The following is a 12,429-nucleotide window of genomic DNA, read 5'->3' on the forward strand; positions in this document are numbered from 1 at the left end:
GCCGGCTCAGCCGCCGAGGCCGAAGGGATCGTCGATGGACGGGCTCGGTTGGGTGAACCAGCGCGGACCTTCCTCCGTCATGTAGAAGTGATCCTCCAGGCGAATGCCGAACTCGCCGGGCACGCAGATCATCGGTTCGTTGCTGAAGCACATGCCGACATCCAGCGGCGTGCGATCGCCACGCACCAGGTACGGGCCTTCGTGGACGTCCATGCCGATGCCATGCCCGGTGCGGTGCGGCAGGCCAGGCAGGCGGTAGTCCGGCCCCAGGCCGTTGGCCTCCAGCGAACGCCGCGCAGCGGCGTCCACCGCCTCGCAGGGCTGGCCCAGACGCGCGGCCTCGAAGGCCGCCAGTTGGGCGTCGCGCTCCATCCCCCAGAATTCGCGCTGGCGTGCGCTGGGCGTGCCGAACACATAGCTGCGGGTGATATCCGACTGGTAGCCGTGGACCTGGCAGCCGGTATCGATCAGCACCATGTCGCCATCCTTCAGCACCTGCGCATGCTTCACCCCATGCGGGAAGGCACTGGCGGCACCGAACAGGACGATGCAGAAGGTCGAACCGGGCGCGCCCACCTTGCGGTGCGCCTGGTGGATGAACTCGGCGACTTCGGTGGTGCTGATGCCTTCACGGAGAATGCTCGCCGCGGCCTTCTGCACTTCCAGGGTCATGTCCTTGGCCCGCTGCATCAGCGCCAGCTCCTCGGCCGACTTGCGCATCCGTCCCTGGTCGATCAGCGGCGCGGCGCTGACGAAGTTCCTGCCCGGCGCCAGTTGGCGCAAGCGCTCGAACATGCCGAACGGCAGGCTCGGACACAGTGCGACCGTGCTGCGCTCACCCACGCCGAGCGCCTCCAGGCGATCGAGCAGCAGGCGATAGGGATCCTGGTGTTCCTCCCAGGTGTGGATGGCGCCATCGACCACCTGGAAGTCGCGCACCGTACCTTCCTCGAAGGCCGGCGCAAGGTATTCGAGAGCGCCCTCGGCGGGCAGCAGCGCACCCACCAGGCGTTCACTGGGGTGCCATTGCACGCCGCTAAAGTAACGCAGGTTGCTGCCTGCATGCAGGTACGCCGCGGCGATGCCATGCTCGCCCATCCACGCCTGGGCCGCGGCGATTCGCGCACGGTAAGACGCCAGGCCGATCGGCTGCGCGCCGTCCATCATGTTCCGCAGACGCTCCAGCGCCTGCGCAGGGGTACTCCCGCCAACACCCACGGTCATTTGTTGTTCTCCTCGTCTGGACCGGGCTGAAATTTAAGTCGAGCTTAAATTCAGGTCAAAACAAATTTTCAGTCACACTTAAAAAATAGGGGTTCGGGTAGTTCATCTGTCAGACTTTATTGACGCCCCGCGCTGGGTATACTGCGCCTTTCAACAAGAGTCTCCCCAATGACCGTAGACCGCATCGGCGAACGCCTGCGCCGCTATCGCCGCGCCGCCAAGAAGACCCTGCACCAAGTCGCCAGCGAATCCGGTCTCACCGCGAGCTTCCTCTCCCAGGCGGAGCGCAACCTCACCGGTGTATCGATCTCTTCCCTGGCCAACATCGCCAAGTCGCTGAATATCCCGCTCAATGCCCTGTTCGACCAACCGGCACAACCCCAGCCCGACTCCCACGAAGGCGAGCGGGTACGCTACACCATCGAGGGCCAGCCGCTGGCCTACGAACGCCTGTCCAGCTCCTTCCCCGGCAACCTGATCAATGCGGTCAAGATGAACATGCCGGTGGGCTACCAGTCGGAGCTGATCTCCCATGAGGGCGCCGAGTTCTCCTACGTCCTGTCCGGGCAGATCGTCTACACCATCGAGGGGCGCCAGTACCCCCTCGGCGCCGGCGACTCGGTGCACTTCGACGCGACCAAGACCCATTGCCTGGCCAACGTCGGCAGCGATGTGGCGGAAGTCCTGACCATCACCACCATGGGCCTGTTCGACGACCATCCGACGCCCTGAGCCAGTCCGCAGTGCACCTTCCCATCCTGTCAGGCAAACGTTTTCGCAAGAGAAATGTTAGTCGTGCTTAATTTTCGTTGACCACAATTTCAGCATGACTTAATTTCGGCATCAGCGAATCGTCGACCAACAACAAACGGACGATCGCTGTCGCCGCACAGGGTCCATGGCTGTCACCCGCCATCCATGGAAAGGCGAGAGTTGCCATGGCCCATAAGGCCGATCCTCAGACGATGCCCTTAGAAAAAGAAAAAATGAGGTTTGCATGCGTAAGATCCTTCCCCTTCGGGCCTGGCTGGCAGCCGGTCTGATCCTCGGCTCCCCGTTCTCCCACGCCGCCAGCAACCTGGTGTTCTGCTCGGAGGGCAGCCCGGCCGGCTTCGATCCCGCCCAGTACACCACCGGCACCGACTACGACGCGACCTCGGTCACCCTGTTCAACCGCCTCGTCCAGTTCGAGCGCGGCGGCACCCGGGCGATCCCGGCCCTGGCGGAAAGCTGGGACATCGGCGACGACGGCAAGACCTACACCTTCCACCTGCGCAAGGGTGTGAAGTTCCACAGCACCGACTACTTCAAGCCGACCCGCGAATTCAATGCCGACGACGTGCTGTTCACCTTCGAACGCATGCTCGACAAGAATCATCCGTTCCGCAAGGCCTACCCCACCGAGTTTCCCTACTTCACCGACATGGGCCTGGACAAGAACATCGCCAGGGTCGAGAAGCTCGACGAGCACAGGGTGAAGTTCACCCTCAACGAGGTCGACGCCGCCTTCATCCAGAACCTGGCGATGGACGTCGCCTCGATCCAGTCCGCCGAGTACGCCGGGCAGTTGCTCAAGGCCGGCAAGCCACAGCAGATCAACCAGAAGCCGATCGGCACCGGGCCTTTCATCCTGAGCCGCTACCAGAAGGATGCGCAGATCCGCTTCAAGGGCAACAAGGACTACTGGAAACCCGAAGACGTGAAGATCGACAACCTGATCTTCTCGATCAACACCGACGCCGCGGTGCGCGCGCAGAAGCTCAAGGCCGGCGAGTGCCAGATCACCCTCAACCCACGCCCCGCCGATCTCAAGGCCCTGCAGGAAGCGGCGAACCTGAAGGTGCCCTCGCAGCCAGGCTTCAACCTCGGCTACATCGCCTACAACGTTACCCACAAGCCGTTCGACCAGCTCGAAGTACGCCAGGCGCTGGACATGGCGGTGAACAAGCAGGCCATCATCGACGCTGTCTACCAGGGTGCCGGGCAACTGGCGGTGAACGGCATGCCGCCGACCCAGTGGTCCTATGACGAAACCATCAAGGACGCCCCGTTCGATCCGGCCAAGGCCCGGGAGCTGCTGAGGAAGGCCGGCGTCGCCGAGGGCACCGAGATCACCCTGTGGGCGATGCCGGTGCAGCGTCCCTACAACCCCAACGCCAAGCTGATGGCGGAGATGATCCAGGCCGACTGGGCGAAGATCGGCATCAAGGCCAGGATCGTCAGCTACGAGTGGGGCGAGTACATCAAGCGCGCCCATGCCGGCGAACATGACGCCATGCTGTTCGGCTGGACCGGCGACAACGGCGATCCGGACAACTGGCTGGCGACCCTCTACGGCTGCGACTCGATCAACGGCAACAACGTATCGAAATGGTGCGACGCGGCCTACGACAAGCTGGTCAAGGCTGCCAAGCGGGTCTCCGACCAGGACAAGCGCAGCGAGCTGTACAAGCAGGCCCAACACATCCTCAAGGAGCAGGTGCCGATCACCCCGATCGCCCACTCCACCGTGTACCAGCCGATGAACAAGTCGGTGCATGACTTCAAGATCAGCCCCTTCTCGCGGAACGCCTTCTATGGCGTAACCAACCAGCCCTGATGCCGACGCCGCCCCGGTCGTGAAACGACCGGGGCGCAGAAGAACGGCACGACCCGTACTTCATTTCTTTGCTTTTCCTGCCCGTGTTCCAGAACGGCGCTGCGCGCGTTCCGCCAGGAGCGCTCGCCTCGCCGTATTCGACCGCCGCGCCCAGGCGCGGGCGAAACCGGCGCAAACCTGGTGGGTAAAACAGGTGCCATGACAACAATAAAGGGAGCAATCAGGTGATGAGATACCAACGAGTGACCGGCGCGACGCTGGGACTGGCCTTGATGGCATCGGCCGCGCCAGGCTGGGCGGCGGACGAGCAGGAAACCCCGCCGACCCCGGACAATCCCAGCTACGCCGCCCAGGTGCAGAGCATCCCCAGCGTGGAGAAACCGATCAAGGGCCAGGCCGGCGCCAGCGGACTGTTCGAGGGGCAGAGCCTGACCCTGACCACCCGCAACTTCTACTCGCGGGAAAACATGAAGGACAGCTTCACCTTCCGCATTCCCAAGGCCGGCGGCGGCTCCCAGCGCATCCACCAGCGCAACGCCTGGGTCCAGGGCACGGTGCTCAAGTACAGCTCGGGCTACACCCAGGGCAGCATCGGCTTCGGCTTCGACGTCGCAGCCTTCAACGAGATCGCCCTGGAGCGCGGCAAGGGCCGCATCGGCGGCGGCGGCAACCGGACCCTGGCGAACAGCGATGGCGAGGCGCTCGGCGAATGGTCCAAGCTGGGCGTCGCCAATATCCGCCTGCGCGCCTCGAACACCGAGTTCAAGGCCGGTCGCTTCCTGGTCAACACTCCGGTGTTCAGCTATATCGACAACCGTGCCCTGCCCTCCAGCTTCACCGGCTTCGCTGTGACCAGCGAGGAGCTGGACAACCTCAGCCTGCAGGCCGGCAGCTTCCGCAAGGTCAGCCCGCGAACCGGTTCCGGCGACGAGGACATGACCACCGAGTACGGCACCCGCCAGGTCAAGGGCGACCGCCTGAACTACCTGGGCGGCAACTACAAGCCGCTCGACGGGCTGGAGATCTCCCTCTATGGCTCGCATTTCCAGGACGTCTGGAACCAGTACTACCTGGGCGTGACCCACGACATCGGCGACCTCGAGAACGGCATCGCCCTGCGCACCGCCTTCAACGGCTACCACACCGGCGACACCGGCGCGCGCGAGGCCGGCTACATCGACAACGACACCTGGAGCCTGGCCTTCACCCTCGGCCATCGCGCCCACGCCCTGACCCTGGCCTACCAGCAGGTCGACGGCAACGAATACTTCGACTACGTGCACGAGACCTCGGCGATCTTCCTGGCCAACTCGATGCTGGCCGACTACAACAGCCCCAACGAGAAGTCCGCGCAGATCCGCTACGAGACCGACTGGAGCTACTACGGGGTCCCCGGCCTGAGCACCGGCGTGTGGTACGTGAAGGGCTGGGACATCGACGGCACCCACTACGACGGCGATCGCAACGGTGCCTACGGCAACTACGCCGAGGTGCGCGCCCAGGACGGCGAGAAGCACCACGAGCTGGGCCTGATGGCGGCCTACAAGGTGCAGAACGGGCCGATCAAGGACAGCACCTTCAAGCTCACCTACATGATGCACAAGGCCAGCCAGAACCAGGTCGACGGCAGCGTCAACGAACTGCGCCTGGTCAGCACCTTCCCCTTCAACCTGCTGTAAACCTGCGACAACCGGCGGCCCCGGCGACGGGGCCCACGAGGAGGACCCCATGCTCCATCCGTTGCTCCGACACCTGCCCCTGGCCCTGGCGCTATGCGCCGCCGGCGCGGCCGAGGCGAAGAACCTGGTGGTCTGCACCGAGGCCAGCCCGGAAGGCTTCGACATCGTCCAGTACACCGGCGCGGTGACCGCCGACGCCTCCGCGGAAACCGTGTTCAACCGCCTGCTCGCCTTCCGCCCCGGCACCACCGAGGTGATCCCGGGGCTGGCCGAGCGCTGGGACGTCAGCGCCGACGGACTGAGCTATACCTTCCACCTGCGCCCCGGCGTGAAATTCCATACCACCGACTACTTCAAGCCGACCCGGAGCCTGAATGCCGATGATGTGCTGTGGACCGTCCAGCGCGCCCTCGATCCGAAGCATCCCTGGCATGCCTCGGCGCTGCGCGGCTACGCCTACTTCGACGCGATGGGCATGGGCGAGCTGATCAAGTCGGTGGAAAAGGTCGACGAGCTCACCGTGCGCTTCGTCCTCAACCGTCCCGAAGCGCCGTTCCTGCGCGATATGGCGATGCCCTTCGCGTCCATCTATTCCGCCGAGTACGGCGACCAGTTGCTCGCCGCCGGCAAGCTGGGCCAGCTGAACAACCAGCCGATCGGCACCGGGCCGTTCGTCTTCAAGCGCTACGCCAAGGACGCCCAGGTCCGCTACACGGCGAACCCGGACTACTACGCCGGCAAGCCGCCGATCGACAACCTGGTGTTCGCCATTACCCTCGATCCCAACGTGCGCATGCAGAAGGTCCGTGCCGGCGAGTGCCAGGTCTCGCTGTACCCGAAACCGGAGGACGTGCCGCGCCTGAAGCAGGACCCGAACCTGGCGGTGGACGAGATCGATGCCCTGCTGACCACCTACATTGCCATCAACACCCAGCACAAGCCGCTCGACGACCCGCGCGTGCGCCAGGCGATCAACCTCGCTCTGGACAAGAAGGCCATGCTCGACGCGGTGTTCGGCCCCGGCGCGGCCAGTCCGGCGGTCGGTCCCTATCCCCCGACCCTGCTCGGCTACAACCATTCGATCCAGGACTGGCCGCACGATCCCGAACGCGCCAGGGCGCTGCTCAAGGAAGCCGGTGCGGAAAATCTCAGGATCACCCTGTTCATTCGCAACGGCACCTCGCCTACCATCCCCAACCCCGCCCTGGCGGCACAGATGCTGCAAGCAGACCTGGCCAAGGCCGGCATCCAACTGACCATCCGTTCCCTGGAATGGGGCGAGCTGCTCAAGCGTTCGAAGGCCGGCGAGCACGACCTGTCGCTGCTTGGCTGGGCCGGCGACAACGGCGACCCGGACAACTTCCTCAGCCCGAACCTGAGCTGCGCCGCCGCCGAGTCGGGTGAAAACCAGGCGCGCTGGTGCGACAAGGACTTCGAGGCGCTGATGCGCAAGGCCCGCGAGGTGAGCGATCCGGCCGAGCGGGCGAAACTGTACGAGCAGGCCCAGGTGGTATTCCACGAACAGGCCCCATGGATACCGCTGGCCTACCCGAAGCTGTTCAACGTCCGGCGGAACACGGTGCAGGGCTACGTGATCAATCCGTTGAGCAACAACAACTTCGCCACCACCTCGGTGAAGCCCTAGAAGAACAAGGACCACAGCCCTGCCGCCAGCGGGGCGCACGGTCCGCGATGAGGAGTTACCCGCCAACATGCTTAGTTTCATTGCACGACGATTGGGGTTGCTGATCCCCACCTTCTTCGGCGTGACGCTGCTCACCTTCGCGCTGATCCGCCTGATTCCCGGCGACCCGGTGGAAGTGATGATGGGCGAACGTCGCGTCGATCCGCAGATGCATGCCGAGGCCCTGCACCGCCTGGGCCTGGACAAGCCCTTGTACCAGCAGTACCTGGACTACGTGGGCAACCTGGCACAGGGCAATCTCGGCGAGTCGCTGACCACCCGCGAAGGCGTCTGGCACGAATTCCTCACCCTGTTCCCGGCGACCCTGGAACTGTCCCTGGCCGCCATGCTCTTCGCCGGTACCTTCGGCCTGCTGGCCGGGGTGATCGCCGCCCTGAAACGCGGTTCGCTGTTCGACCACGGGGTGATGACGGTGTCCCTCGCCGGCTATTCGATGCCGATCTTCTGGTGGGGCCTGATCCTGATCATGCTGTTCTCCGTGTCGCTGGGCTGGACGCCGGTGTCCGGCCGTCTCGACCTGCTCTACGACATCGAGCCGAAGACCGGCTTCATGCTGATCGACACCCTGCTTTCCGACGAACAGGGCTCGTTCCTCGATGCCGTGCGCCACCTGATCCTGCCGGCCATCGTGCTGGGCACCATCCCGCTGGCGGTGATCGCCCGCATGACCCGCTCGGCGATGCTCGAGGTGCTGCGCGAAGACTATGTGCGCACCGCCCGCGCCAAGGGCCTGTCGCCGGCCCGGGTGGTCTTCGTGCACGCCCTGCGCAACGCGCTGATTCCGGTGCTGACGGTATTCGGCCTGCAGGTCGGCACGCTGCTCGCCGGCGCGGTGCTGACCGAAACCATCTTCTCCTGGCCGGGCATCGGCAAGTGGCTGATCGACGCCATCAGCCGTCGCGACTACCCGGTGGTGCAGAACGGCATCCTGCTGGTCGCCACCCTGGTCATCCTGGTCAATTTCGTCGTGGACATCCTCTACGGCCTGGCCAACCCGCGCATTCGCCACCAACGCTGAGGAGCCAGCCGATGAACGCCATGCACAACGCTCCCGCCAGCGACCCGAGCCTGGTCTACCCGTCCCCGCTGAAGGAATTCTGGCAGGCCTTCGCGCACAACAAGGGCGCCCTCGGCGGCCTGCTGTTCATGCTGCTGATCGTGTTCTGCGCGCTGTTCGCCCCCTGGGTCGCCCCCTACGATCCGAGCGAGCAGTTCCGCGACTTCCTGCTGACCCCGCCATCCTGGCTGGAAGGCGGCCAGGCGCGCTTCCTGCTCGGCACCGACGAGCTGGGCCGCGACCTGCTCTCGCGGCTGATCCACGGCGCCCGCCTGTCGCTGCTGATCGGCCTGTCCTCGGTGGTGATCTCGCTGATCCCCGGCATCCTCCTCGGCCTGCTCGCCGGCTTCTCGCCGAACCGTGCCGGGCCGCTGATCATGCGCCTGATGGACATCATGCTGGCGCTGCCGTCGCTGCTGCTGGCGGTGGCCATCGTGGCGATCCTCGGCCCGGGCCTGATCAACACCGTGATCGCTATCGCCATCGTCTCGCTGCCGGCCTACGTACGCCTGACCCGCGCCGCGGTGATGACCGAGCTAAACCGCGACTACGTCACCGCCTCGCGCCTGGCCGGCGCCGGCACCCTGCGACTGATGTTCGTCTGCGTGCTGCCGAACTGCATGGCGCCGCTGATCGTCCAGGCCACCCTGAGCTTCTCTTCGGCGATCCTCGACGCCGCCGCCCTCGGCTTCCTCGGCCTCGGCGTGCAACCGCCGACCCCCGAGTGGGGCACCATGCTCGCCTCCGCCCGCGACTACATCGAGCGCGCCTGGTGGGTGGTCAGCCTGCCCGGCCTGACCATCTTGCTCAGCGTACTGGCGATCAACCTGATGGGCGACGGCCTGCGCGACGCCCTCGATCCGAAACTGAAGAACGCGGCATGAGGAGCACAACCATGAACAGCGCATCCGTATCCGCGCCACAGGAGACCGCCGCATGAGCCTCCTCGATATCAAGAACCTCAGCGTGCGCTTCGGCGACACCACCGCCGTGCCCGTGGTCGACGGCCTCGACCTGAGCGTCGACAAGGGCGAGGTGCTGGCCATCGTCGGCGAGTCCGGCTCCGGCAAGTCGGTGACCATGATGGCCCTGATGGGCCTGATCGACGCCCCCGGCTGGGTGTCCGCCGATCACCTGCGCTTCGACGGCCACGACATGCTCACCCTCAAGGGCCGCCAGCGCCGGCGCATCGTCGGCAAGGACATGGCGATGGTCTTCCAGGACCCGATGACCGCCCTCAACCCCAGCTACACCGTCGGCTACCAGATCGAGGAAGTCCTCCGCCTGCATCTCGGCCTGCGCGGCAAGGCCCTGCGCCAGCGCGCCCTGGAACTGCTCGAACGGGTCGAGATCCCGGCCGCCGCCAGCCGTCTCGACGCCTACCCGCACCAGCTCTCCGGCGGCATGAGCCAGCGCGTGGCGATCGCCATGGCCATCGCTGCCGAGCCCAAGCTGCTGATCGCCGACGAGCCGACCACCGCCCTCGACGTGACCATCCAGGCGCAGATCATGGAGCTGCTGCTGAACCTGCAGCGCGACCAGGACATGGCGCTGATCCTGATCACCCACGATCTCGCCGTGGTCGCCGAGACCGCCCAGCGCGTCTGCGTGATGTACGCCGGCGAAGCGGTGGAGATCGGCGGCGTGCCGGCGCTGTTCGACCGCCCGACCCATCCCTACACCGAGGCGCTGATCAAGGCGATCCCCGAGCACTGTGCCGGCGAAGCCCGCCTGGCCACCCTGCCCGGCATCGTTCCGGGGCGCTACGACCGCCCGCGCGGTTGCCTGCTGTCGCCACGCTGTCCCTATGCCCAGGAGCATTGCCGCCAGGAGCGGCCGGCCCTGGAAGCGCACGAGCGCGGCGCGGTGCGCTGCTTCTATCCGTTGAACCTGCTGAACGAGGTGGCCTGATGGAAACCGTTCTGACCGCCCGTGATCTGACCCGTCACTACGAAGTCTCCCGCGGCCTGTTCAAGGGCCATGCCCAGGTGCGCGCGCTGAACGGCGTATCGTTCGAACTGGAAGCCGGCAAGACCCTCGCCGTGGTCGGCGAGTCCGGCTGCGGCAAGTCGACCCTGGCGCGCGCCCTGACCCTGATCGAGGAACCCACCTCCGGCTCGCTGAAAATCGCCGGGCAGGAGGTCAAGGGCGCCAGCAAGGACCAGCGCCGGCAGTTGCGCCGCGACGTGCAGATGGTCTTCCAGAACCCCTACGCCTCGCTCAATCCGCGACAGAAGATCGGCGACCAGTTGGCCGAGCCGCTGCTGATCAACACCGCGCTCTCGCGCGAGGAACGCCGCGAAAAGGTCCAGCAGATGATGCGCCAGGTCGGCCTGCGGCCGGAGCACTACCAGCGCTACCCGCACATGTTCTCCGGCGGCCAGCGCCAGCGCATCGCCCTGGCCCGGGCGATGATGCTGCAACCCAAGGTGCTGGTGGCGGACGAGCCGACCTCGGCCCTCGACGTGTCGATCCAGGCCCAGGTACTGAACCTGTTCATGGACCTGCAGCAGCAGTTCCGCACCGCCTACGTGTTCATCTCGCACAACCTGGCGGTGGTCCGCCACGTCGCCGACGACGTCCTGGTGATGTACCTCGGCCGACCGGCGGAGATGGGGCCGGCGGACAAGCTCTACGAGAACCCGCTGCATCCCTACACCCGCGCGCTGCTCTCGGCGACCCCGGCGATCCACCCGGACCCGACGAAGCCGAAGATCCGCATCCAGGGCGAACTGCCGAACCCGCTGCACCCGCCGGAGGGTTGCGCCTTCCACAAGCGCTGCCCCTACGCCACCGAGCGCTGCCGCAGCGAGGTGCCCGAGCTGCGCCTGCTCGACCAGCGCCAGGTGGCCTGCCACCACGCCGAGCAATTCCTCGGCTGAGCGCCACGGGGCGCTCGCCGCCCCGCAGCCCTTCAGAGCTGGCGCAGCAGCGCCAGCCTTACCCCGAACCCTATCAACAACCCACCGAAGCCCCACTGCTGCAGGCGCTGTGCCCGCGGCCGGGACGCCAGCCAGCGGCCCAGGCGGCCACCGACCAGGGCGTAGGCGCAGTCGAAGGCCAGGCCAACCAGAACCAGGACCGCACCGAGCGCGGCGAACTGGACGGCCAGCGAACCGGCCCCGGGGCTGACGAACTGCGGCAGCAGCACCGAACAGAACAGCAGGGCCTTGGGGTTCAGCAGGTTGGTCAGGAGTCCGCGCAGCAAGGCCCGGCGGTCGGCGTGAGGGACCACCGGCGCGGAGCCCGCGTCACTGGTCGGCAAGGCCAGTCCGCCACCGCGCAGCATCTGCAGGCCAAGCCAGGCGAGGTAGGCGGCGCCGAGCAAGCGCACCAGGTCGAAGGTCCAGGGAGCGGTACGGAACAGCAGCGCCAGTCCAGTCGCGGCCATCAGCACATGGCAGGCCCGAGCCAGCGCAAGGCCGAGGGCGGTGACCAGCGCCGCGCGACGGCCCTGGCGGGCGCCGGTCTGGAACAGCAGGAGCATGTCCGGTCCGGGCACCAGGTAAACCACCGCCAGGGCAATCAGGAAAGCGCTCGTGTCCATCGTATCGGCTCCAGGAAGGTGACCCGGATAACGATTCTATGCCCGCAAGGCAGGGCAGGTGCTTGCGTTTTCCACCAGCCTATCCATTCTATTTGGCAGTAAATTCTACTCTCTGGAGACTATCCATCCGGATATGCCAAGATGAAACTCGACGCCTATGACCACCGCATCCTCGCCGCCCTCCAGCGCGACGGCCGCCTGAGCAACGTCCAACTGGCCGAGGAGATCGGCCTCTCCCCGTCCCCCTGCCTGCGCCGCGTGCGCCTGCTGGAAGAGGCCGGGGTGATTCGCGGCTACCAGGCCAGCATCGACCGCGACGAGGTCGGCCTCGGCCTCACGGTGTTCGTCGGGATCAAGGTGGAACGCCACCGCCAGGAGCAGGCCGAGGCCTTCCACCGTGCGGTGGTCGACCTCCCGGAGGTGATCTCGGTGCACCTCGTCTCCGGCGAGTCGGACTTCCTCCTGCAAGTGGTGGTCCCCGACCTGCGCGCCTACGAACGCCTGCTCAGCGAAACCCTGCTGCGCCTGCCCGGGGTCAGCGACATTCGCAGCAACTTTGCGATCAAGACGGTCAAGGCGCCCTCGCCGCTGCCGCTCGGCCACCTGGCCGGCTGAGCG

At 66.0% G+C, this 12,429-nt stretch carries 11 protein-coding genes; 9 read left to right on the forward strand and 2 right to left on the reverse strand.

Features of this window, described 5'->3' with window-relative positions; all coding sequences use genetic code 11:
• Window positions 1-6: 6 nt before the first annotated feature.
• Window positions 7-1,224: a metallopeptidase MdpA gene (gene mdpA, locus M6E97_RS29580; protein ID WP_003094429.1), complete on the reverse strand. Its 1,218-nt coding sequence runs from the start codon at window positions 1,222-1,224 to the stop codon at window positions 7-9.
• A gap of 168 nt (window positions 1,225-1,392) precedes the next feature.
• Between mdpA and psdR the strand changes: the two genes are divergently transcribed.
• The 8 genes from psdR (at window position 1,393) to M6E97_RS29620 (ending at window position 11,146) form a co-directional block, all read left to right on the forward strand.
• Window positions 1,393-1,956: a transcriptional regulator PsdR gene (gene psdR, locus M6E97_RS29585; protein ID WP_003094433.1), complete on the forward strand. Its 564-nt coding sequence runs from the start codon at window positions 1,393-1,395 to the stop codon at window positions 1,954-1,956.
• A gap of 265 nt (window positions 1,957-2,221) precedes the next feature.
• Window positions 2,222-3,823 (forward strand): ABC transporter substrate-binding protein, encoded by a 1,602-nt coding sequence (locus tag M6E97_RS29590; RefSeq protein ID WP_033938755.1) that lies wholly within the window; start codon window positions 2,222-2,224, stop codon window positions 3,821-3,823.
• A gap of 224 nt (window positions 3,824-4,047) precedes the next feature.
• Window positions 4,048-5,502: an OprD family outer membrane porin gene (locus M6E97_RS29595; protein WP_079385779.1), complete on the forward strand. Its 1,455-nt coding sequence runs from the start codon at window positions 4,048-4,050 to the stop codon at window positions 5,500-5,502.
• Window positions 5,503-5,551: 49 nt separating this feature from the next.
• Window positions 5,552-7,147, forward strand: coding sequence for an ABC transporter substrate-binding protein (locus tag M6E97_RS29600; protein ID WP_019486063.1), 1,596 nt, complete (start codon window positions 5,552-5,554; stop codon window positions 7,145-7,147).
• A 67-nt stretch (window positions 7,148-7,214) separates the two neighbouring features.
• Window positions 7,215-8,225 carry an ABC transporter permease subunit gene (locus M6E97_RS29605; protein ID WP_003105448.1) on the forward strand — a complete coding sequence of 337 codons (1,011 nt, stop codon included), beginning with the start codon at window positions 7,215-7,217 and terminating at the stop codon, window positions 8,223-8,225.
• Between the two features lie 11 nt (window positions 8,226-8,236).
• The gene (locus M6E97_RS29610) at window positions 8,237-9,148 is read left to right on the forward strand and encodes an ABC transporter permease subunit (RefSeq protein WP_003105451.1); all 912 of its coding nucleotides are present in this window, start codon (window positions 8,237-8,239) and stop codon (window positions 9,146-9,148) included.
• A gap of 52 nt (window positions 9,149-9,200) precedes the next feature.
• Window positions 9,201-10,175 (forward strand): ABC transporter ATP-binding protein, encoded by a 975-nt coding sequence (locus M6E97_RS29615; protein WP_003094451.1) that lies wholly within the window; start codon window positions 9,201-9,203, stop codon window positions 10,173-10,175.
• Complete coding sequence (locus M6E97_RS29620; RefSeq protein WP_003110330.1) at window positions 10,175-11,146, forward strand: peptide ABC transporter ATP-binding protein; 972 nt, start codon at window positions 10,175-10,177, stop codon at window positions 11,144-11,146. Before M6E97_RS29615 ends, M6E97_RS29620 begins: the two co-directional genes overlap by 1 nt.
• A 32-nt stretch (window positions 11,147-11,178) precedes the next feature.
• Here the strand turns inward: M6E97_RS29620 and M6E97_RS29625 are convergent, their stop codons facing one another.
• A complete protein-coding gene (locus M6E97_RS29625) occupies window positions 11,179-11,811 on the reverse strand; it encodes a LysE family translocator (RefSeq protein WP_023101562.1) in 633 nt (210 codons plus the stop codon).
• 141 nt (window positions 11,812-11,952) lie between these two features.
• Between M6E97_RS29625 and M6E97_RS29630 the strand changes: the two genes are divergently transcribed.
• Complete coding sequence (locus M6E97_RS29630; protein ID WP_003094456.1) at window positions 11,953-12,426, forward strand: Lrp/AsnC family transcriptional regulator; 474 nt, start codon at window positions 11,953-11,955, stop codon at window positions 12,424-12,426.
• Window positions 12,427-12,429: the final 3 nt, after the last annotated feature.

Origin of the sequence: Pseudomonas sp. B111 (genome assembly GCF_026428275.1) — a bacterium.
Lineage (GTDB): Bacteria > Pseudomonadota > Gammaproteobacteria > Pseudomonadales > Pseudomonadaceae > Pseudomonas > Pseudomonas aeruginosa.